The sequence below is a fragment of the Pseudomonas sp. zfem005 genome (genome assembly GCF_032621735.1).
GTDB classification, from domain to species: Bacteria; Pseudomonadota; Gammaproteobacteria; order Pseudomonadales; family Pseudomonadaceae; genus Metapseudomonas; species Metapseudomonas solani.
Map to the genome: position 1 here is coordinate 126,875 of NZ_JAVYJE010000004.1, position 21,670 is coordinate 148,544.

The window sequence follows — 21,670 nt, forward strand, 5'->3', positions numbered from 1 at the left end:
ACAACGTTTGCGTTCTAGCGTGCCGCTTTGGCAACCCATATGCTTGGCCTCAGGCCGATAGTCATTAGGTGAGGAGCAGTAATGCAGGAAATTCGGTTCTACCGTGCAAATGAAAAGCCTTATGGGGCCTTAAGTAACCTGTATAAGCGCGAAGTGTTGTTTGAGGATGTCGTGTATCCCACCTCCGAGCACGCTTACCAAGCGGGCAAGCCTCGCAAGGAAGCCGTGCGGGATTGGATCCTTGCGGCTCCATCGCCAGCGCTAGTGGCAATGGCTGCTCACGGTCTTTACTGGTGGGACATTCGCCCGGGCTGGTCGAAAGTTAAATTTGAGCGCATGCGCGCTATTCTCTTGGCCAAGTTCACTCAACACGAGGATCTGAAAGCGCTCCTGCTTTCTACCGGTGAGGCCCGGCTCGTCGAGTCGGCCACTGTTGATAACGAGGTTAACAGGACTTGGGGCGAGGTCAATGGCAAAGGCAAGAATATGCTCGGAGTGCTGCTGATGGAGGTTCGCGACGAGCTTCGCAAGGCAGAAGCAAAGCCCGTAAGGGCTGTTAAAAAGCCGCGGAAAGCTGCTGTGTCAGTCGACTAGATCAGCGGGCCTGACAGCACACTTCAAGTGGGTCCGTGCTACTGACCGCGATGGCGTGTGTCTTCTGCCGGGCAAGCTTCCCGAGTTGCGAGGCTGTCGCTGTTTCGCTTGCCTGATTGTCGCGGCCAGTGCACAGCTGCTGGGCGAACGAAAGAATCTCGTCGGGTGTAAGAACCCTCAGCAACCCTCGAGCGCCACGGGTTAGACAGTTCATTGAGGAAAGCGCCTGACCAAACGACAGCGCGTGTTCCAGCTCGCTTTCCTTGAGGTCACTCCAGTCGTGCACTCGGTTTTGCTGTAGGGAGTACACCAGTCCAGCGGTGCACCAGTCACCTGCTCCTGCAGTGTCTGCAACCTCTGGTAGGGGAAAGGCTGATAGCTGGCGCCACTCGCTGCCGGAGACCGGACTACGGAAGCGCAGCCCGCGTGGGCCTAGAGTCTGGATCTCAACCAGAATGGAGCTGGGGAGTGGTCGAGAAAACGAATGGAAGCGCTCATCCGCGTATTTGATGATGTGGACGTTCTGCAGAATTGCGGAGAAAAGATCTTCATCGTCGCCGGCAGTAGAAGGCTCGAATACGACCAAGGCTCCAGATTCGTAATAGGACTTTGCTAGCTCATAACCTGCCTTGGTAGGCCGATCGAGATAGAAGACATCGGTCTTTGATTGCCCCTGCAAAGCTTTGTTGACGATGCGGTCGTCACACTCGACTATGGGGTAATGCTTCTTCCCACAGCAGGGGCAGCTGAAGCTGAAACGGTGTGTTGGAGAGCTACTGCTTTGAGGCGCTAGCTGATGCTGGTAGATCACGTTCGTGCGTTGGGAACTGGAGATATCCACGAATCGTAGATCTGCCCCAATGGCTTGAAGCTCATTGCAGAGTCGTTCGCCGGCAGGGTCCTGGCCAAAGCTTGCAACAGGCGTAGCGGCCCAACCCAAGGATCCCAGGATGGACAAAACGTTACCTGTCGACCCACCCAGTGCAGAACCCAAGCGGCGAGAGTCCGCTCCTAAAATCACGTCCAGGGCAAAGAGCCCAGTACCGACAATTCGATTCTGCTGCCACATATTTTCTCCTCCCCATCCTGGAGAACCCTTACGGACGGCGTAACCAAGCGTGCCACATACGGTCTGGCTTGTCTTTTGAGACCTGCGGAACCGTCTGCTGTTCACATCGGTAACCCATCGTCTCAGAGTATACCACTGGCAAATCTAGCGATATGGCGGCAAACAGCATGCCGAGACTCCCCATCTTGCTGCCGCTGGGCGACAAAATGGTGCGTGGAGGCGTTTCACCAAAGCTCTTGAGGGCGGACTCCCGCCCATTGTGAATGCGCTCAATCGTCGCAAAAACGTCCGTCGGGTCCGACTCGTGGGCATAAATAATGTCTAGGAGGTTCACGTCCCAATCTGTAAGGATCAAGTCATGGAACTCCCGCATCAGCTCATCTCCGCGGCGAGGATCTAAGGCAGGAAAGGGCAGGATTGGTGCGACCTCCTGCGGCCGTTCTTTACGAAAAATGCGGTCCAATGAATCCCGGTTTTTTTCGGAAAGTTGAGGAATCCAAAGCTTGATTGCTTGGATCACCTCATCGGTATCCATGTCCGCCTGGAAACCATGCATGTACTGCGGAGAGTCCGTGTACATTGCGGTTGTCTTGAGGGGGGAGACGGCGCGATCAGCAATCACTACATGAGCATTTGTCTTGCTCTCGTACGCCTGTTTCACCAAGGGAAAACATACGCCTCGGGACATGGTTGTTGCGTCCACAATTACATCGGTGTAATCGTTTGCCAGCCATTTGGCGAAGGTCGACGCTGCGTTTCTGCCGGCAATGCTGGCTGTGTCTTCGGCGATAATGGTCACGGCTTCAAAGCTAAGGCTGTGCTGGCTCAGGATCTTCTCCAGCTCTTCTCGGATCTGATCCGCAGACTGCTCAAGGATCGGCGAAACTTCGGGGCGCTTTTCGATCAGGAAGAGAAAGTCAAAACACTGCAGGTCGCAGATCATCCTGGGGAAGTACAAGCACGCGTCGTTGAAACCGAGCGTGCCCACAAAAAGCGCTTTTTTGGCCAAGGTGAAGTAGCCATTGAAAAAGCCGAGACACTCCTCAGAGTCCTTATGAGTAATCAACTTCACAATGCTTACTCCTTAAGCAGAGACTGCAGGCCAGAGAGAGTGTCCTCAATGAAGCCACCGCGGCGCAAAGTCAAACCATAGGCGATGCTTGGAATTGCTCCGATTTCCAAAAGGCACCAAACACGCCCTTTACATTTATATTGAGGGACGAAGACTAAGGCCTTATAGGCAAATGCGAAATGCAGAACACGAGTAAGGCGTTCAGAGCGAGCAAGCACCTTGTCCATTTCTTCCTGAGGAATACCAATAGCATTGGCGCCATGGTCAAGAGGGGCATTGGGCAGTAGCGTACGCTCCACACAGCGAGACGCCATTCCGTGTATGAGATCTTTGACCAAGGCATGATATGGGAAATCCCATTCGTCCATGATCTTCGTTGAAAGCTTACGCAAAGCATCATGTTGCAGCTTCGCCGACAGTTCTGGCTTTTTATTTCTAACGACTCGCATAATAAGCTCGTCGATAAGGGAGCCGGATAGGCGGATGAATTGTTCAATGTTGTTGTTGCTTGCGTCTGCGAGCTTGTCCATCCCAAAGTAATAAGGCCGCCCAAACTCATGAAATAATTGCAGGCGGGCACCTTCGAGCAGAGAGGGGCTTACAGTGCGATCACCTGTAATCGGCTCTTCCGCTGGCTCATCATCCAGCAGGCCAAGTTGGGGGGTTCTATTCCATTCACGCTTGAGTAAAATTCGAAATGCAGCAAGCGCCTCGTCGGGCGGTGTCTTTTCTGGAACGCGCGCGCGCAAAGAACTAATCACAGACTCAGAAAGCTTCGACTCCCGCTGGAGGCTATCTACAGATTTACGAAGCTGCTCAAGTTGGGAGGCAGTCAAGGTCACGCTGTTGTGATCAAGGACACTGGATAGGGTTTTAACAGAGCGACGCGAAAGGTCATTTATTCCACTCAGATACCGAGTACTGATATCTCGGGCCACACCTATAAATCGCTTATTGCGATGGCTTGGCTGCATCAATTTGAGGATGTAGTCCCGCCCACCAGTTGTGCCCGGTCGGTGTTCGCCTTCCTCTATCACGTCTTTAGCCATAGCATCCCGGTAGTCTTCAGGCGACACAACATCAGGACGGCACATTACCCAGCGGCCAATTTTTATGTTGCGCCGCTTAAGCCAATCGCGGAGTTGTGCAAACTGAAGCGGGTGAAGCTCATGCGCGTCATCGACTATTGCCATAGGCAGTAAGTCTACATATTCATCCGACTTTCCAGTTAGCCAGCCTTTTATCCTGAAAAGCTCTATATATTCAAAAACGTCATATGTCTCGTTTATGATTTCAGCCAAATCTTGCTCGCTGGGTGCTACTAGCGCGGTTATCACCTTGAAGACTGCGAGCTCTATTCGCCGCGCATGTTCACGAAACTCTCTTGGCGAGTCGGCCTTAAGGACTTTTCGCGCAGATTCCGAGTCGCTACGCGTCACAATCACAATTTGCTCGAGGTCTATTTCCTCGACGCTTTCGAGTTGCCTAAACCACCCCAGCACTGCCTTGGACTGCACATAGGCCCGCAGAAGCGTTGCCCGAATAGAGTCCGAATAGGGCAGATCCCAAATGCTTCGGAAGTTAGTGGTCATCGGCAATCGATAGGCCAGCAGCGACGGTGCTCCATCTCGCAAAATTTTGAGCTGAGCAAGTGCTATTGCTAATTCCTTATTGATCTCCACTGGGTCGCGCGCAAGCGTGGCCAAAGAGTCGAACTCAATGATTCGGGCAATTGTGGTCTTCCCGCACCCAGGAGTCCCAACGACAATGCTGAGCTTTTCCAGTAACTCCGTACCGTCTTGTGTGAAGAACTCCACCAGCGGAGCATGGCTGACAAGAGGGAGTAGGGTGTTTGGCTCGGCCACATACTCAGTGGCGCGCTTTTTAAATGGATTATCCATTAGTCGAGTGCCGTTTGCGTCGAGCGAAAAGGGGCTTCATTTTGTGTTGGCCTTCAGAGCCGCTATTAGGCGAATCAGCCCATAGCAAGGCAATTGAATTGTTTGGCGTATTGTGTTCAAGGACTAAAGGGAGCCCGCAATTTCTATACCCAAACCAGATGTCGTTCCCCACATGCTTATCTTCAATACCCTTGTCGTAATGAGCTTTGATGAGATCTATTAGCTCTGGAGGGGGCGTGTTGTCATTAACGACAATGGACTCTGGAAGCACATAGGAATATGTGGCGCTGTAGCTGAATTCCTCATGGCTCTCGCTAAAGCGCGCAAGTCGATCGTTGATCGTTTTTTCGGCTTGGGACGAGGCTAAATAATGGTGAGTATACAGGTGGCAATTTTTGGCGAGGATCTGGCCTACTTTTGCTTTGTTAGTATTGTAAAATTTGCTTATTTTCCCCTTCCACTCTCCTTTTTCCTCATCGAGGCGGAGCAGAGAATCACCTGAGCCAGCAAAGTCGTCTACCAAGCATACGGCCTCAAAATGTGGTGTCTCGTCTTTATATTCTTTTTCTATCAACCACTCCGTGAGCTCTTTTGTAAGGTTTTCCCATTTCAGGTCCGACATCTCACTGAAGGGCACGACTTGCTCATTGGATATCTTTCCTTCGTTATAACGGCGGAAGACATCGATGCGCGCACCATCGCTCAACCCTACGAAGATAGTTCGGCGACGGAGAAGCAGTAGTCGACGTTCTGCGGCAGCATCCGTCCAGGTCTCGTAAAACTGGACGCCCAGCTCCTTCGCAACTTGCTTGCGCATGAGCCTGTCCAGTTCAGGCATCATCAAGCTTACGAGGTGATGCATCTCGCGCTGAGTGATGTACACCAGTTGCTTTTTAATAATGCTGAAGGCAACACGACGCTGGGCAACCTGCCGGAACTGACTAAGCCAGTTCAATAAGGCAACATGGAATCGAGAGGCTGGCTGAAACCCTTGGTAGCCATCGTACTTATGGGTGATCATCAACTGAAGAGCGGAGAACTCTTCCGTTGCCTCCTCGTCACTCCAGTCCAGCTGTTCAGCTAACAACCTCAGGGCAATCTTACTCTTCAAGCAACACCCTCCTTGGAAAACCGAAGCTCAAAACCTTTGTCAGTTTTCTGCAGGAAATCTAAATATTGTTGAGTGGCCCCTGCTTGACTAGCGCCCGGAGACGCGAGGTTCCAGCACGAGGTCAACGATGCAGAAACACGGTCAGCGCTAAGGCTGCAGCCCTTGCTAAGTAACTCGTAGTCGTTACCTTCTTCATCGCCACTGTCTCCTAGACGCAAGGCTTGGGTAAGTGGGTCAAAACCAAACCGTTCTGCAATCGCCCGTACCACGTTGTTCTTACTGGTACGGCTATCCAATACGTCGATCGAATGGCCAGAGCAAAAAACTCTCCAGTCTCCGAGTCCTTCGGCATTGAGACGTGTACGCAGTGCCAAGCGGAGTTTTCTGGACTCCTCTGGACTGGATACTTTTATGGTCAGTTGTCCGCCTCTTACAGTATCCTCAAAGCTTTTCAAGCGAGGGTAGTAAGCAGTTGTTTTTAGCCAGCCCAAAAGGCTCAGAAAATCTGTGTTCGGTGTTGGGTGCTCGACTTTTACTTCAAGTGGTTGAAGTAGCGAACCACCGTAATAACCAACCCAAATTGCTTTGTGATACTCCGTAGGGAAAGCCTTAATAAGGTCGTCCCGAAGCGATCCACCTCGACCTGATGCGATTGAGAAGATGAGGCCATCATCGATCAGTTGGAGGATCCGCTTTGCTATGCGCGGGCACATGCCGCTAAAACGATCCTCTGCATTACATAATGTGCCGTCGAAATCACTGATGATTGCTTTGTAGACGGCTCCTTCCAGCTTGCCTTCATAGATCTTTGCCGCTACCTCAGCTTGAACCATCTCTTCTGATGAAACGCTTCGATGGTCGAACTTTCGGCGAGCCGCAAGCGAGTAGCGGTTCTCCGCTTGGCTCCATCCCTTGAAATATTGACTGCTATCCAGTCGGTAAATTTCCCGGCCAAAAGTAGGAACCGTGGGTTGCCCTGGATCGCGGTCTACCGCTCGGGCGATGGCTTCGGTTAGAAGAGTGGCCATAACTAGCCCAGAAACAACCAATTCATTCGGTTCGACACCAGGAATCTCAAGCTTAAACGTCAATATGTCCGTGGGGAAAAGAGCTAGAGTCGCTTCAGCCAGTTCCTTAGAGTCTGCACTATAAGCGGCAATGACGGCTGTACCGTCAGCACCATCCGCCAACTGTAAATGGCGGCCATGAGCGAATTGACGATAGTCTGCGATCTCGACCTTGGCCACTGCGGACTCGGAGAGCTTAGATTCTAAATCGATAGCAAAAGACTTAGTCATTGGATCGTGCAGAACGATGAAGTTACGTCCGCCCATCGTTTTGACTGTCACATCGCTACGCCACTGATCCCGGTACCACTGCAATCGGTCTACATTAAACAGCTGCGCTAGAAACTCACGACTGGTATCCTCAGGGAAGAGCGCCCTGTGCAAAAGCAAGACTGTTGCGATCAGACTGTTCGTTGCTAAATAGCCATCTTTGCCCCAGGGCATCTCATGCGAAAAGATTCGTGTTGCCCGGTTCTCAACAGCGCGCCTGGTCAGCGGATTGTCTTTGGTGAGAGTGAGCGCCGCACACGTCATGTCCGACTGCATTGCGTACGTCGCTGCGGCCAGAACATCTGGATTGCGGCCCTCTGCAGAAAGCAACATGACTTTTGAGGTAGGAGTGAACCTGGCTTTGGCCGACAGTTCCATCGGGGTCAGCGCACGGGTAGGAGAACCATGTGCGATCTCTCGTAACTCAGCTGCTGCGAACGCTGCTGAATATGAGCCTCCGGAACCAATGAAGCAGGCGTATTCACCGGTCCATCTACTCAAGTACCGATGGAGGGGTAACACGACTTGCTGCGTTGCCCACACATAGGTCGCATGAATAGCATCAAGCTCCGCATGATATGGTTTTCCCACTTACCACTCCTTCCTTGCCCGTCGACCAGCTGCACTAGTGGCACCATGCCTGTCTTCATGTGTTAGAGCAATGGTACAAGCCCATCGAGGTGCAATATTGGCTGGCCCAGAGAAGTTGCCGTAGCTACACCGCCAGCGATCTTCCTGCTGCGATTACTTTCGCGGAGGGAACATCAGGTCACCGTGCAGGGTACAGACAAGCCGATGGTCTAGCACATGGAACAATGCAGGGTTCTTATCGTCTTGGTCACCAACAAAGAAGAGATAGCTGCGCGATGTTTGCTTGGCTTTCTTGGCGTCCATGCCCTCCTTGCGGGCTACTTCTAGCTCATTCCTGAGGCGCGCGCATGCTACCGCTGACCACTCGCGCCAGTGGACGAGCACTTGGTAAGGCGAAAGCTCTCCTTCTACCCATTCCCCCGCATTGAGCGAGATGGTCAGGTGCTCGGGTGACTCGATGGCCTGTGACCATGCCAACTCGCCATAGAACACACGCGCTTGGGCAAACCGCTCAAAACCTTTAGAACGAAGTTTTTTGAAGGCGGTTTGATAGGTCGTCGGGGCGACGCCGGGGACTTCAAGCGAGAGATGCCTATCGTAGGGGAAGCGCAAAAATGCACGGCAGATCGGGCGAATACTGTTGGCTGCGCGCCGTCCCTCTCTGCGAGCTGTGTTGCCCGTTGCGTCCTGCTGACTAACGCTCTGCGTTCGTTGTTCCGTGCGAGGCAAGGCGGGGTCTACGATCGTTCGAGCATCAATCAGTTGTAAGCGGGCGGGGGACAAACCAGGGGAGGTCTCCAACTCGTGTTGGACACTTCCACGCTTGCCGCGAGCAATGACCTTCTTTTCTACCTCGACCCCACAACCCTGGCCGTGAGGGTCGAGAATAAAAAAGTGGGCACGATATAGATTCTCCGGCCGGTAAGAGCGCGGGAACACTTGGGTATTGCACCCGCTGCACAGGTACCCATCCGAGTTAACTGACGCCAACAGCTTGAGGTCTTCGGCCTCTACAATTTCCTGTGTAACACGATCACGAGCGTTGTCCATCACGCTTACTTCTCCATGGGTTGTGGGTATTCGCCTTATTCTCCGCCCAGCATACTGTCCGAAGAGATTGAGCTGTGAGGCAGTGTCGCAAAAAAAACCTGCGGTCCGCGAGCGGTCTCAGCGCACGAATGAACCTCCACATAAAGTGCTGGACGGTCCATTAATTAACCAGCGCCGATGTCGGGCTGGTGCCAACATACAACCAGAGGTTGCCATGATGAAAAGTCTTATCGAGCGACTTGGGCTGCCCCAAAGCCATAAGAGCCTGCATCAGGCGACCATGGCAGGACTCCCGGTTGAGCTAACCACGCGTTTGGCGGAAGAGCTGGGTATTGGTTCTTGCCTCGTGGCAGGCTGGATCGGCATCACTCCAGCGGCTTCCCTCATGACGCCTGCGGAGGGCGAGGCCTTCTGTCGGCTCGCGAATCTTGTCGACATGCTTCGGAACGTCTTGGAGGCAGATCAAGCCGCAGCGACTCGCTGGCTCACGTCGCCAAATATTGCGCTAGGAAACGTGCAGCCCGTTTTCCTGTTGAGCACCGAGTTCGGTGGCCGAGCTGTACACCAGGTGTTGCTCTCTATTGAGTACGGACTACCGGTTTGACTGACTCGCTGCTTTTGCTCTCGGTCAAGAGATCTTAGGCGTTGGCTTGCCGCCCAGTTGCGTCAGCATCGGCCACCTGTCATGACTCCAAGCGTATGCTGCCAGAGGAGTCCTGGTATTCATGGAGACGGAAATGACAATGCCGAATGAGCGCTCTCGCGCTGTGATAAAGACGCGAGATTTTCTCGTTGAACTGTCCCGAGATAGCAGCCTGCCTGAAAAGGTACGGCGAGATGCCAAGTTCCTTTTGCGGCACTTCCCTACGCAGGACGATGTGTTCCTGGCGGGGCGAATAGAAGAGCAGTCGGAGACCTTGCCACTGGGCGCAATGGGGCCAGTTTTCAGCTCCTCAATTACAGACTAGGTTCTCATCCCGCAGAAATGATAAAGGCGGCCTCAGGGGCCGCCTCGAACCAAGTTTCATCACCGGTACAGCGCCCGGGAGAGGAAGCTCTTGGGCTGCACACACAGAATAGCTGCAGGGGGATTGCGAAACCAGATTATTTTGAAGAGGGCTTTGGAGCGGAGGCTTCCCAGGTGCTCACCAGCTCATCAACCCTATCAGGGATCTGTGGCGATTTACTGAGCACAAGACAGCGGGCGGTACCGACATACTCTTCAATGAGGTAAAGGCTGTCCCCGACGTCGACCCCAAGCTCTTGGAGCACCTCGTCGGGAATGCGAATAGCTCCGTCACCATCCCAGTCTTCGATTACCACCTGCATCGATTTCATCTGCACATACCTACTCAGGTGACAGGCTGCTCTGAAGACTCATGATTTCTCGCTGGATCTTTTTCAGCAGCTCATCTGGCTTCAGTCCAGGCGTCTGCCGTTGGTACGCCAGAACCAGCAGCGTCAAAGGATGAATGCCGACAACCTCGGCAATCTGCTCAACCTTTTCAATCGATGGCTTCCACTTGCCGCGCTCGATTGCACTGATATAGCTCTGGCTGGGGCCCAGCCCTTCCTGGGGGAGATCCTTCAAATTTCTCAGATTCTTGATCACCAGACCAAGCGCTTCATTGAGTTCCATTTGCTGTCTCGCAAAAGGAACGATGAAGCCTTTTTAGCGTCTCTTGGGCTATGCTATATATAGCTTAAAAAGGGGTGTACTGATGTTTCTCACGTACAAGCGCGCTGAAATCGCGTATCCGCCGTTGTTTGGAGATGACTTCCAAATGTGGCGATTCGTCGAGCTCGAGGAGCATCGCCCTTGGTTTTACGTGGTGATCAATCGCCGCCGGAAGACCACCTCATGGCGGACGATGCTTCTGATTCCGACTGAAGAAGAGCTGGAGCACATGCTAGAAAAGCGCGCCGAGGGGACGCTAGTCGAGGCAGTCCAGGTTGTGCTGCCCGCAAGGATAAATGGGTCCAATGATTGGACAATGGAGAGGCTGACCGAGCTGGTAAGGGTCTATGATCCAGACGAACGAGTCTTGGGCTACGACTTCAAAACGGCATCAGGCCAGACCTACTCGCACAGGGACTGCCAGTACTCACAGGACGGAGCCAAGCGCCAGGTCTATTGTTCGATGATCTGTCCCGCATAAGATGGGCGCAGGCTCTCTCGGTTCTCGGTAGGGGCCACTCACTGCATTTGGCCGGCCAATGAAGGCTCTTCCCGAGAAAATCCTAGACATTATTCAACAGCTTCCAGAAGGCGAAGTTCTGACACCTGGCAGATTCGTGCATCAGGGACCTCGCCATGCTGTGCAGCGAGGGCTCTCTCGCCTGGTCGAAGGTGGAAAGCTGTTTCGTGTTGCTCGGGGCTTTTATATTGCTGCAGTCGAAACTCGGTTCGGCGCGCGCAAACTGGCACCGGAGATGATCATCCGCTCATTGGCAAATGTGCAGAGTGAGCTGATAGTCGCCACTGGGGCTAGCGTCTCCAATAAATGGGGGCTGACAACACAGGTTCCTGTTCGGTATGTCTTCCTAACCACCGGACGTTCTAGGGTGCTTCAGGTTGGCAAGACCACCGTATCGATTCGGCATGCGCCTCGATGGCTGATGGCTCTTGGCGCTACTGGAGCGGGGGATGCCATTCGAGCATTGGATTGGCTGGGCAAGGCAAGCGTAGGTGATGCCGTTTCAAAGCTTCATAAACTACTACCCGAGAGCGAATGGCGGGCTCTAGTGTCAGCTCACCGCTCATTGCCTGCCTGGATGGCGAAAGCCATCTGCGCTCGGTCGAATTGCACCTGAGCTCGCTCTGTCAAGTTGGGCTAGCTGTCTGCTGTAGTCTACTTACCGGCAGACCGACATCAGCTGGGATGGGGAAGTTCAATGTGAAAGCCCGTGAGGCCAGCCGCTGAAGTACACCAAATGCGGCCTTTGTGAGCCTCGATTATGGATCGGGTGATGGCAAGCCCGAGCCCGGCATTGCTCGGGCTACCTTCGCGTCGAGCAGGGTCTACCCGGTAAAAGCGGTCGAAGAGTTTCTCTAGATGCTCCGAGCTGATTGTGTTCCCTGGGTTCTCGATGCTGAAGGTAGTTGAGTCCGCTGTCTGGCGGATCAGAACCGAAATTCTCTTTCCCGCCGGCGTGTAACGCAGCGCATTGGACAGCAAGTTGGACAGCGCTCGATCAAGCATCAGCCGATCTCCTAGCACTTGGCCTTTGCCTGTGAGCGAAAGTTCAATGCCGCGCTCTTCGGCCAGAAGGTGGTAGTAGTCAAACAGCTTGAAGACTACGTCAGCCAGTTCGATCCTGGCCTGCTCGGGGATGATCAGGCCATTATCAGCCTTGGCCAAGAACAGCATGTCATCAATCATCCGAGACATGCGCTTCAAGTCCTCCAGGTTGGAGTACAGATTCTCCTCATAGGCATTGATATCGCGTTTTTTACTCAGCACGACCTCGGTGTGGGTCATCAGATTGCTGACTGGAGTTCGTAGCTCGTGGGCAATGTCGGCCGAAAAATTGGAGAGCCTAACGAAGGCATCCTCTAGCCGAGCCAACATCGCATTGAAGGAGAGAACCAGTTGCTGAAGTTCCCGCGGCACTGGTTCGAGAGGGATTCGCTCCTGTAACGAGCGAGCGGACATCCCGGAGGCCACATGAGTGACTTGCCGCAGAGGCCTAAGGCCGCTGCGAGCAACCACCCAGCCGAGTGCGGCACTGAACAGGGCGCTGATGACCAATCCAATCCAAAACCATCGTTGCAGCGTGTCGAAAAAGTGTGTGTGATTGGTGACGTCAAGAATCAGCAACGCAGTGAGCGGCTCAGCCTGATCGGCTACCGAGATTTGCTCCGTCATGCCACGGTACATGTGTTGGCCGTTCTGCCACTCCCACATGCTCTGCTCATTTGCACGTCTGAAACGCTCAGGTACTTCGACTGCTCTGGGGTCGGAAAACAGTACAGAACCGTCACTGGCCAGGATAGTGGCGGCCAGATCCTGATGGGCTCCCAGCAAAGCTCGCAACTGCGGTAATTCTTCCGAAAGGCTCGCTTCACCGCGAGCATTGTTGAGGATATGTTTGGCGGATTCGAGTTTCTCCACCAGGGCCTGCCGATCCAGCATCTTGAAGTGGTGCTGGCTGAGCATATTGAAACTCAGCCCTGCTACCGTCAGGACTGCAATTACCGCGGACATGAACATCAGGCTCATGCGTGCGGTCAGCGAAAGGTGCTTCATATTCACTCCGGAGCATCCATCATGTATCCCATGCCGCGGGCGGTATGAATCAGCTTGAGATCGAAATCGTCATCGATTTTTGCGCGTAGCCGGCGTACCGCAACCTCAATGACATTGGTGTCGCTGTCGAAATTCATGTCCCAAACCTGAGAGGCAATCAGCGACTTCGGGAGCACCTCGCCGCGCCGGCGCAGTAGCAGTTCCAGCAGTGAAAACTCCTTCGCGGTCAGGTCAATTCTTTTCCCGCCACGGATCGCACGCCGCTTCATCAGATCGACTTCCAGATCGGCAATTTTCATGGTGGTCTGCGTCGGCGAACCATTACCTCTGCGCAACAGCGTTCTGACCCTGGCCAGAAGCTCTGAGAAAGCAAATGGCTTGATCAGGTAGTCGTCCGCACCCAGCTCCAACCCTTTTACGCGGTCTTCCACACCATCGCGTGCCGTCAAGAACAGTACGGGGACGTCTTTTCCTGCTGCGCGCAACATGCGCAGCACTTCCCAACCGTCCAGCCCAGGCATCATTACATCCAGAATTAGCAGGTCATAGGCTTCGCTAAGTGCATGCTGAAGGGCATCTGTACCGGTCATAACCCGGTCGACATTGAACCCAGCCTCGGTGAGACCTTGCTGGAGGTACGTACCGGTTTTGAGTTCGTCTTCAGCTACCAGTAGTTTCATGTGTGCAGACTCCAAAAGTCGGGTGGCCTGAGTTTGCAGGCAAACCGCGGCCCCAACCAGAAGCTTACGAAAATGTAATTCTGGCTTCAGCTCGCTGACAGGGTGGCTTGTCTAAGGTGCAAGCATGAGCACTAGGTTGTGCTCTCGGCCCTCGACAGACCAAAAGCAGAGGTGCCGGCCATAGTTTGCACTGATGGAGACTGTCCCATGAAATCGCTGAAACCTTTGCTTCTGGTTGGCTCGCTACTGCTCTCTTCTATGGCTTGGGCCGAAGGGGGCAGCGACCGTGTATTCGAGCGCATCCAGCAGATGCGCGACAAAGCAGAAGCCGTGCTGATCCAGGCGGAGAAGGCCCCGGTCGGCGAGCGGCATGTGCACATGAAGGAGCATATGAACATGCTCGAAGACATCATGAGCCAGCTGCACAACGAACATCCCGCGCCAAACATGTCTGCCGAAGAGCATCTGGCCTGGATGGAAAAGCATGACAAGCTGGTAGACGACGTGCTGGCTCAAATGATCCGCGAGCACAAGCTAATGATGGCCGACAAAGAGTGCCATCGATAAGGATTTTCCCATCTTCCAGGCCTTCCGTGATTGCTCCTTTGGCCTAGCGGCGCCTTTATGGCGCCGTGCTTTTTCCCAGCTGACGCAATTGTAGTTTTGGGGTCAGCGGCCTGGCAGCAAGCGGGGAATAGCATGAGATTTCCAGCACCCATCTCGAGGTCTCACCATGAAACGCTTACCCCTTAAACTGCTGATCAGCACTCTGTTCATCAGCACCACCTTTCCGGCATTTGCCGAGGTCGGCGGCAGTAGCAATGGCATTGGGCAGCAGGCCCAGGCGACGCCAGCGACTCGTACCATCTTGGTAAAGATGGACGACATCAACTACAGCCAGAAAACGATCGATGTGAAGCCAGGTGAAACCGTGCGCTTCGTTCTGAAGAACGAGGGCGCGTTGATGCACGAGTTCAACATCGGGCAGGCAGCGTCACAGCTGGAGCACCAGCGCAAGATGGCGTCCTTGTTCAAGGACGGCACACTGACCCCGACCGGCATGGCCGAGCGCATTGTCTGGCATGAGCGTTATGGCACGGGAGACTCCAACCCTCCAGGCTATCCGGAAGTCATCAAAGCCAAGCATGACGACCCGAACGCGGTTCTCGTCGAGCCCGGCACAACCAAAGAGTTCGTGTGGACCTTCCCTAAGGCGGGCAGTTTGAGCTTCGCCTGTACATTGCCTGGGCATTACCAGGCGGGGATGGTCGGTGAGTTTGCTCTGCGTTAGTCCGGCATAGGTGCTACCCGTTGGCCGCGAGCTGGGTAGCACCGATCTGACGAACCTTACTGCGATGTAGTTTTCACGTCAGCGTACCGCCAGCTGCACCTCATTAGCATCGGGACTCATCCCTCCTCAACACCTCAGAGGCACACCATGAAACTCAGACCCGCTTTCATAATCACCACCCTTGGCTTGCTGCTCAGTGCTGCCAATGCGCTGGCCAGCCCGGGCCACAAGAAAGACAGTATTGGGCAACCGGGAGACAGTCAGGCAGTAGATCGCACCATCGAAGTCCGGATGGGGGACATCTTCTTTGAACCCAAGGCAATGGAAATCAAGGCGGGCGAGACGGTTCGCTTCGTACTGCTGAACGAGGGAGCCCTGCTGCACGAGTTCAACCTTGGCAAAGCGGCATCCCATGCTGCGCATCAGAAAGAGATGGCTGCGATGTTTCAGAACGGCACGCTGTCCCCGACTGCAGCGCATGACATGAGCAAAATGGACCACGCCATGGGCGGCATGAAGATGGTCGGCATGGAGCACGACGATCCCAACAGCGTTCTGGTCGAGCCAGGTGCACGCGAAGAGCTGATCTGGACCTTCTCCGACGCTACTGATCTGGAGTTCGCCTGCAATGTTCCTGGACATTATCAGTCGGGAATGGTCGGTAAGGTGACCGTACGCTGAACTCCATTGATACGCGTAAACTCTGCCTGGCTAGAGCAACCTATGCTGATTCTATGGTCATTGAACCGAGGCTATTGTCATGGATCACACGCACCACACTGGCACTACGGAACCACCTTTTTGGAAGAGCAAGATTGGCATCGCACTGATCATGCTGGCCGTAATCGGCATCTTCTATGTCGCGCGCGAGCATTACGGTCATCTTTCGCAGGCTTTGCCATACCTCATCCTGCTGCTATGCCCGCTGATGCATCTGTTTGGCCACAATCATGGCGGGCACTCCCACTCCAGCGGAGCCGCAGTTTCCAAGGACGAGGATAGGAAGTAACTCGAATGCAAAAGACCTCCTGCCATCATGACCAGGGCCATGCACATCACTCGCACGGCCATCCAGAGAGCCCACGCGATCCGGTGTGTGGCATGGAGGTCAAATCTGATAGTCCTTACCAGGAGAACTTTGAGGGAAGGGCCTATCGGTTCTGCAGTACAAAATGCCAGGAGAAGTTCCAGGCAGCCCCTCATCAGTACATGAGCCATCAATCGCATGCCGGGCACCACCAGCATGCCGCTCCGCCAGAGTACTCAACTCAGGCAGGACTGGGGGCTGAATACACCTGCCCGATGCATCCCGAGATTCGCCAACCGAGCCCTGGCAACTGCCCGATCTGTGGGATGACGCTCGAACCCGTCATTCCAGAGCTGGAGGACGAAGAAAATCCGGAGCTGAAAGACTTTTCGCGACGGTTCTGGTGGACCCTGCCATTGACCGTCATCGTGACCGTGCTGGCGATGGCTGGTCATTCCTTGCAGCTGTTCCATGGAACATCCCAGAACTGGGTTGAGCTGGTTCTGGCAACGCCCGTGACGCTTTGGGGTGGCTGGGTATTTTTCACTCGCGGAATAGACTCCATCCGGCAACGCAGCCCTAATATGTGGACCCTGATCGGATTAGGAACTGCAGCCGCCTACCTCTACAGCGTGGCAGCCACCCTGGTGCCGCAGTGGTTCCCGGCGGCCTTCGTTCAGGATGGACGCATCGGCGTCTACTTCGAGGCCGCCGCGGTGATCATCTCGCTCACGCTGTTGGGCCAGATGCTCGAACTCAAAGCCCGCTCGCAGACCTCTGCCGCCATTAAGTCACTGCTGGGATTGGCCCCCAAGACTGCCCGGCGCATCAGGCCTGACGGCCAGGAAGAAGATATTCCGCTGACCCACGTCCATCAGGGTGACCACTTGCGTGTCCGGCCGGGCGAAAAAGTCCCGGTGGATGGCACCGTGCTGGAGGGCGAGAGCGCTGTCGACGAGTCGATGCTCACCGGCGAGCCGGTGCCCGTCACCAAGCGGGCAGGGGATACCCTCATCGGTGCCACCCTGAACACCCACGGCAGCCTGGTGATGGAAGCGCAGAAGGTGGGCGCCGAAACCATGTTGTCGCAGATCGTCCAGATGGTGGCTAAGGCCCAGCGTTCCAAGGCGCCCATGCAGCGTATGGCCGATGCCGTGGCAGGGTATTTCGTGGTGGGGGTGATCCTGATCGCGATCCTGACATTTTTTGGCTGGGGGGTGTTCGGGCCGGAATCAGGTTGGGTATTTGGCCTGATCAACGCTGTGGCCGTACTGATCATTGCCTGCCCATGCGCCCTGGGCTTGGCAACGCCGATGTCGGTCATGGTCGCGACCGGCAAGGCCGCCAGCAGCGGTGTGTTGTTCCGCGATGCCAGCGCTATCGAGAACCTCTGCAAAATCGACACCTTGATCGTCGACAAGACCGGGACACTGACGCAGGGGCGGCCGGCCTTTCATAGTGCAGAGGGAACCGGGCCGTTCGACTCGGTCGAGGTTCTGCGCTTGGCCGCAAGCCTGGACCAGGGCAGCGAGCATCCGCTGGCGCATGCCATTGTCGATCATGCGCGTGAACAGGGTCTTGCCCTGGTGAAACCGGAGACCTTCGAATCTGGCTCAGGTATTGGTGTACGCGGGCAGGTCGATGGCCATCAACTGCAGCTTGGGAACACAGCGTTGATGGAGGAGGCGGGCGTCGATATTACTCCGCTGCGTAACCGTGCAGAGCAACTGCGCCTGGAGGGCATCAGCATCATCTATCTGGCCGTCGATGGTCGCCTGGCGGGTCTCCTGGCCGTTTCCGATCCAATCAAACCGACCTCCCAACAGGCTGTTGCTCAACTCCAGAACGCTGACGTGAAGGTCATCATGGCCACTGGCGATGGCCTCACCACAGCAAGAGCCGTGGCGAAGCAGTTAGGCATCGAGGAGGTGCATGGCGAGGTGAAACCGCAGGACAAGGAGAAATTAGTCGCCGAACTGCAGAGCTATGGCCGGCGTGTTGCCATGGCGGGCGACGGCATCAACGATGCGCCGGCCTTGGCCAGGGCCGACGTAGGCATCGCTATGGGCACGGGCACCGACGTGGCGATGAACAGCGCCCAAGTGACCCTGGTCAAGGGAGATCTGATGGGCATCCTGCGAGCGCGCACCCTGTCAGTGGCAACCGTGAAAAACATGAGGCAGAACCTCGCCTTTGCGTTCCTCTACAACGCGATGGGAATCCCGCTAGCAGCGGGGCTGCTGTACCCGCTGACGGGGCATCTTCTGTCGCCCTTGATTGCTGCGCTGGCGATGAGTGTCAGCTCGGCGTCGGTGGTCTTCAATGCTCTGAGGTTGAAATCAACGGACATCGGATAGGCTTCCATACCACCGACCAGGTGATTATTCAGAAGCGCATCTGACCGGAAAATGCCGTACGGTAGTTTCCGGTCCGACCTATCTGTCGCAACACATAGTGACGAGGTGACGTTCGATGGACTGTTGCCGCTGCGGGTAGGAGACTGGTCGTCGTTAACCCATGAGGATTCTCCGTGGCCCGCATTCGCCGACTGCAAATTAGCAACTTCCGGTCTATCCAGGCGCTCGACTGGGTGCCGGCCCCCGGAATTAACTGCCTCATTGGTCCGGGTGACAGTGGGAAGTCCAGCATCCTGGACGCGATTGACCTTTGCGTCGGCGCCCGCCGAGGCGGCACGTTCGGCGACATGGACTTCTTCGCATTAAACGTCGATGTACCCATCACCATCAGCGTGGCGCTTGGCGATTTGCCGGTATCGCTGATGGATATCGATGTCTACGGCGAGTTCTTGCGTGGATTCCATCCCGGTACGGGGGAAGTCGAAGACGAACCGCGAGCGGGGCTGGAGACCGTCATCACCTTGCGTCTGCAAGTTGGTGCCGATTTGGAGCCTGTTTGGACACTTTTCTCCGAGCGCGCGGAGCAGCAGCAACTTGAACGCACTCTTCCCTGGAAAGAACGAGCGGCACTAGCGCCCGCCCGTATCGGCAGCTTTGCGAGCTCGAACCTGTCGTGGAGTCGTGGCTCAGTGCTCAATCGACTTACCGATGAGCGCGCCGAGCTTGGTGCTGAACTGGCGCGCGCCGCTAGGCAAGCAAGAGCGAACTTTGGCAATCAAGCAGCCGAACATCTGACCCAGACGCTTGAGGTCGTGCAACGCACAGCACAGCATCTTGGCGTTTCGGTCGGGGCTATGCCTCAGGCGCTCCTTGACGCACATTCTGTGTCGATTGGCGAGGGGGCGATCGCGCTGCACAGTGAAACAGGTATTCCGCTGCGCTCCCTTGGCACGGGCTCGTCACGCTTGCTAGTGGCAGGGCTTCAAAGGGCTGCGGCCAGCGCCGCGCCAATTGCCCTGGTTGATGAGGTGGAATACGGGTTTGAACCTCATCGGCTCATGCGATTCCTGGACTCGCTGGGTGCAAAGGACGCTGCCGCTCCGTTGCAAGTGTTCATGACGACGCACTCGCCGGTCGCGCTGCGCGAGCTGTCCGGCAGCCAGTTATTCGTTGTTCGGTCAGCACCTCAGCGCCACAGTGTTATGCCAGCTGGGGAAGCCAACGAGGTACAAAGTACCCTTCGGAAGGACCCCGAAGCATTCCTCGCCAAATCCATCATCGTTTGCGAGGGGGCCAGCGAGGTTGGCTTCGCGCGTGGCCTTGACCAATGGTGGGTCAGTCTTGGCGCTACCTCATTCCTGGCCCATGGCGGCGCGTATGTGGACGCCGGCGGGGGAAGCCCCGATAACAGTCTTATCCGGGGAACAGCACTTCTGAACTTGGGTTACCGCGTGATGGTTTTTGTAGATGCCGACAAGCCTTCGACCGCGGGGCTCGCTGAAGCATTCTTGGCCGCCGGCGGGCAAATTCTTACATGGCGACCAGGTCTCACTCTGGAGGACGAGATCTTCCGCCATCTCAGTGACCAAGCACTCGATGCACTTCTGGCGAAAGCCGAAACAATAGTGGGTGCAGAGCTGATGAACGCACACATTCAGACGAAGTCCCAAGGCCGCGTGACGCTGAACGATATCCGAGCCGAGCGACTCGTGGATGGGTACTCACCTGAGAGACGAGAGCTGCTGGGAACCGCATCCCGTATCCGCAACAGCGGCTGGTTCAAGTCGCTGACAACCTATCAGGAGGTTGCAAGGGACATCGTCGGTCCGTCTTTACAGAACGCCGAACCGGGCTTCATGGCAGTCACGAATCAGCTCTGGACGTTTACAAGTGCCCCCTGAGATTGATCTTTTCGCTATCGAGCGTGGCTCCATAACGGCCCCCGCAGGTTGTGGAAAAACGCAATTGATTGCCGAGACGCTCATCGCGCATAGGCAGAGCAAACCCATCCTCGTCTTGACACATACGAACGCCGGCGTTGCGGCCTTACGGGCGCGCCTGAGACGAGCCGGTGTTCCTAACTCCGCATATCGAGTCTCCACCATTGACGGATTCTCGATGCGCCTGATCGCTAAGTTCCCAGCGCGAAGCGGCCATAACCCGCAGATCCTACAGCTGCATCAACCCAATACTGACTACCCGGCAATTCGGGAGGCCGCCATGCAGTTGTTGCAGGCCGGTCACCTCGCTCAGCCCCTTCGCGCCACCTATGCACGGTTGCTTGTCGACGAGTACCAAGACTGCAACGTCGTCCAGCACGCCATCGTGTCTGGTTTGGCCCAGGTGCTTCCGACCTGCGTGCTCGGTGACCCGATGCAAGCCATCTTCGACTTTCGTGGCAATCGACTGGTGCATTGGGCGAATGAGGTGCAACCCCTGTTTCCCGCAGCGGGAGAGTTGAGGATACCGTGGCGCTGGCGGCTGGCTGGAGCTGAGAACCTCGGGCAGTGGCTGCTCGCCATAAGGCAACAACTTCAAGCTGGTCAGCCGGTGGATCTGCGCACGGCTCCAGGAGAAGTGCGTTGGGTGCAGCTAAACGCCGGAACCGAAGTTCAGCAGCGACTGGTGGCCGCGAGAACCGAAGCTCCCAACGCTCAGGGTAGCGTCCTCATCATCGGGGACTCCATCAACGTGCAAGGTCGCCATCAGCTCACGAGCCAGACACCCGGTGCCATGGCCGTAGAAGCCGTCGACCTGAGAGATCTCGTCAACTTCGCCAGGAACTTTGACTTGCAGGGTGCCAATGCTCTGGCACAACTTGTGGAGTTTGCTTCCAGCGTAATGACGGGGGTAGGTGCAGCAAACCTGCGAACGCGCGTGGAGTCGCTGCGTGCAGGAAGGGCCCGAACGCCTCCGACCGCGGCCGAGGCTGCGGCGATCGATTTCGTAGCAGCGCCAACATTGGGGCAAGCGCTCCGTGTGATCGATACGCTCGCTGAGCAGCACGGGGCACGTGTATACCGACCGGAGGTTCTGTACTGCTGCCGGTCTGCAATGCAAGCGGTGGTGGGAGGTGCTGCCGACTTTCTGAGTGCAGCCATTCAAGCGCGAGAGCGCAATAGACACCTTGCCCGACCGATCGCAAGACGCTCTGTAGGCAGCACATTACTTCTCAAGGGGCTCGAGGCGGATGTCTCGGTTGTCCTGCATCCTGAGCTTATGACCCCCCAGAATCTATACGTCGCACTGACGAGGGGCGCAAGGCATGTCGTGGTGTGTTCACCAACCCCCATCCTTACGCCCGTGGTAAACGGCTGATCCTTTTGTAGCGCTTACGGGC

General features: G+C 55.5%; 22 protein-coding genes. 12 read left to right on the plus strand and 10 right to left on the minus strand.

The features are described from left to right. Nucleotides 1-81: 81 nt before the first annotated feature. A complete protein-coding gene (locus tag RTW82_RS10150; protein WP_041769451.1) occupies nt 82-594 on the plus strand; it encodes an NADAR family protein in 513 nt (170 codons plus the stop codon). 1 nt (nt 595) lies between these two features. On the opposite strand, the gene RTW82_RS10155 is transcribed toward RTW82_RS10150, so the two are convergent. From RTW82_RS10155 to RTW82_RS10180, 6 genes are all read right to left on the minus strand, one after another. Further along, nucleotides 596-1,663: a PfkB family carbohydrate kinase gene (locus RTW82_RS10155; protein WP_013715604.1), complete on the minus strand. Its 1,068-nt coding sequence runs from the start codon at nt 1,661-1,663 to the stop codon at nt 596-598. Between the two features lie 28 nt (nt 1,664-1,691). After that, nucleotides 1,692-2,735: a hypothetical protein gene (locus tag RTW82_RS10160; RefSeq protein ID WP_041769452.1), complete on the minus strand. Its 1,044-nt coding sequence runs from the start codon at nt 2,733-2,735 to the stop codon at nt 1,692-1,694. A 5-nt stretch (nt 2,736-2,740) separates the two neighbouring features. Beyond that, a complete protein-coding gene (locus RTW82_RS10165; protein ID WP_013715605.1) occupies nt 2,741-4,636 on the minus strand; it encodes a hypothetical protein in 1,896 nt (631 codons plus the stop codon). After that, on the minus strand, nt 4,629-5,747 hold the full coding sequence (locus RTW82_RS10170; protein ID WP_041769453.1) for a hypothetical protein: 1,119 nt from the start codon (nt 5,745-5,747) through the stop codon (nt 4,629-4,631). Before RTW82_RS10170 ends, RTW82_RS10165 begins: the two co-directional genes overlap by 8 nt. Next, the gene (locus tag RTW82_RS10175) at nt 5,744-7,675 is read right to left on the minus strand and encodes an HAD family hydrolase (protein WP_236210346.1); all 1,932 of its coding nucleotides are present in this window, start codon (nt 7,673-7,675) and stop codon (nt 5,744-5,746) included. The genes RTW82_RS10170 and RTW82_RS10175 overlap by 4 nt, the downstream gene beginning before the upstream one ends. Nucleotides 7,676-7,828: 153 nt before the next feature. Further along, nucleotides 7,829-8,728: a hypothetical protein gene (locus RTW82_RS10180; RefSeq protein WP_236214158.1), complete on the minus strand. Its 900-nt coding sequence runs from the start codon at nt 8,726-8,728 to the stop codon at nt 7,829-7,831. A 211-nt stretch (nt 8,729-8,939) separates the two neighbouring features. On the opposite strand from RTW82_RS10180, the gene RTW82_RS10185 reads away from it, so the two are divergent. Both RTW82_RS10185 and RTW82_RS10190 read left to right on the plus strand, forming a co-directional pair. After that, nucleotides 8,940-9,329: an antitoxin Xre/MbcA/ParS toxin-binding domain-containing protein gene (locus RTW82_RS10185; protein WP_236214159.1), complete on the plus strand. Its 390-nt coding sequence runs from the start codon at nt 8,940-8,942 to the stop codon at nt 9,327-9,329. Between the two features lie 139 nt (nt 9,330-9,468). Further along, the gene (locus RTW82_RS10190) at nt 9,469-9,693 is read left to right on the plus strand and encodes a BPSL0761 family protein (protein WP_273253145.1); all 225 of its coding nucleotides are present in this window, start codon (nt 9,469-9,471) and stop codon (nt 9,691-9,693) included. A 136-nt stretch (nt 9,694-9,829) separates the two neighbouring features. Here RTW82_RS10190 and RTW82_RS10195 read toward each other — a convergent pair whose 3' ends face one another. Together RTW82_RS10195 and RTW82_RS10200 are read right to left on the minus strand one after the other, a co-directional pair. After that, entirely contained in the window at nt 9,830-10,063 is a 234-nt protein-coding gene (locus tag RTW82_RS10195) for an AbrB/MazE/SpoVT family DNA-binding domain-containing protein (RefSeq protein ID WP_041769753.1), read from the minus strand. A gap of 10 nt (nt 10,064-10,073) precedes the next feature. After that, on the minus strand, nt 10,074-10,364 hold the full coding sequence (locus RTW82_RS10200) for a helix-turn-helix domain-containing protein (RefSeq protein WP_013715607.1): 291 nt from the start codon (nt 10,362-10,364) through the stop codon (nt 10,074-10,076). Nucleotides 10,365-10,446: 82 nt separating this feature from the next. Between RTW82_RS10200 and RTW82_RS10205 the strand changes: the two genes are divergently transcribed. Next, entirely contained in the window at nt 10,447-10,884 is a 438-nt protein-coding gene (locus RTW82_RS10205) for a hypothetical protein (protein WP_174237170.1), read from the plus strand. A gap of 58 nt (nt 10,885-10,942) precedes the next feature. Further along, nucleotides 10,943-11,539 (plus strand): DUF6088 family protein, encoded by a 597-nt coding sequence (locus tag RTW82_RS10210; RefSeq protein WP_080558749.1) that lies wholly within the window; start codon nt 10,943-10,945, stop codon nt 11,537-11,539. A 59-nt stretch (nt 11,540-11,598) separates the two neighbouring features. On the opposite strand, the gene RTW82_RS10215 is transcribed toward RTW82_RS10210, so the two are convergent. Together RTW82_RS10215 and RTW82_RS10220 are read right to left on the minus strand one after the other, a co-directional pair. Beyond that, nucleotides 11,599-12,975, minus strand: a complete 1,377-nt coding sequence (locus RTW82_RS10215) for a heavy metal sensor histidine kinase (RefSeq protein WP_013715608.1) — start codon at nt 12,973-12,975, stop codon at nt 11,599-11,601. A gap of 2 nt (nt 12,976-12,977) precedes the next feature. Beyond that, on the minus strand, nt 12,978-13,655 hold the full coding sequence (locus RTW82_RS10220) for a heavy metal response regulator transcription factor (protein ID WP_236210349.1): 678 nt from the start codon (nt 13,653-13,655) through the stop codon (nt 12,978-12,980). A 207-nt stretch (nt 13,656-13,862) separates the two neighbouring features. Here RTW82_RS10220 and RTW82_RS10225 point away from each other — a divergent pair, with 207 nt between their 5' ends. The 7 genes from RTW82_RS10225 to RTW82_RS10255 all read left to right on the plus strand — a co-directional run bounded on the left by RTW82_RS10225 (nt 13,863) and on the right by RTW82_RS10255 (nt 21,648). After that, nucleotides 13,863-14,222, plus strand: coding sequence for a co-regulatory protein PtrA N-terminal domain-containing protein (locus tag RTW82_RS10225; RefSeq protein WP_003246763.1), 360 nt, complete (start codon nt 13,863-13,865; stop codon nt 14,220-14,222). Between the two features lie 166 nt (nt 14,223-14,388). Then, nucleotides 14,389-14,946, plus strand: coding sequence for a plastocyanin/azurin family copper-binding protein (locus RTW82_RS10230; protein ID WP_043242880.1), 558 nt, complete (start codon nt 14,389-14,391; stop codon nt 14,944-14,946). 147 nt (nt 14,947-15,093) lie between these two features. Then, on the plus strand, nt 15,094-15,627 hold the full coding sequence (locus tag RTW82_RS10235) for a plastocyanin/azurin family copper-binding protein (RefSeq protein ID WP_021221948.1): 534 nt from the start codon (nt 15,094-15,096) through the stop codon (nt 15,625-15,627). Nucleotides 15,628-15,706: 79 nt separating this feature from the next. After that, nucleotides 15,707-15,955 carry a DUF2933 domain-containing protein gene (locus RTW82_RS10240; protein ID WP_009686142.1) on the plus strand — a complete coding sequence of 83 codons (249 nt, stop codon included), beginning with the start codon at nt 15,707-15,709 and terminating at the stop codon, nt 15,953-15,955. 5 nt (nt 15,956-15,960) lie between these two features. Beyond that, nucleotides 15,961-18,330, plus strand: coding sequence for a heavy metal translocating P-type ATPase (locus tag RTW82_RS10245; RefSeq protein ID WP_236210350.1), 2,370 nt, complete (start codon nt 15,961-15,963; stop codon nt 18,328-18,330). Between the two features lie 173 nt (nt 18,331-18,503). Next, the gene (locus tag RTW82_RS10250) at nt 18,504-20,231 is read left to right on the plus strand and encodes an ATP-dependent nuclease (RefSeq protein WP_236210351.1); all 1,728 of its coding nucleotides are present in this window, start codon (nt 18,504-18,506) and stop codon (nt 20,229-20,231) included. Beyond that, a complete protein-coding gene (locus RTW82_RS10255; RefSeq protein WP_236210352.1) occupies nt 20,221-21,648 on the plus strand; it encodes a UvrD-helicase domain-containing protein in 1,428 nt (475 codons plus the stop codon). Before RTW82_RS10250 ends, RTW82_RS10255 begins: the two co-directional genes overlap by 11 nt. Nucleotides 21,649-21,670 lie beyond the last annotated feature (22 nt).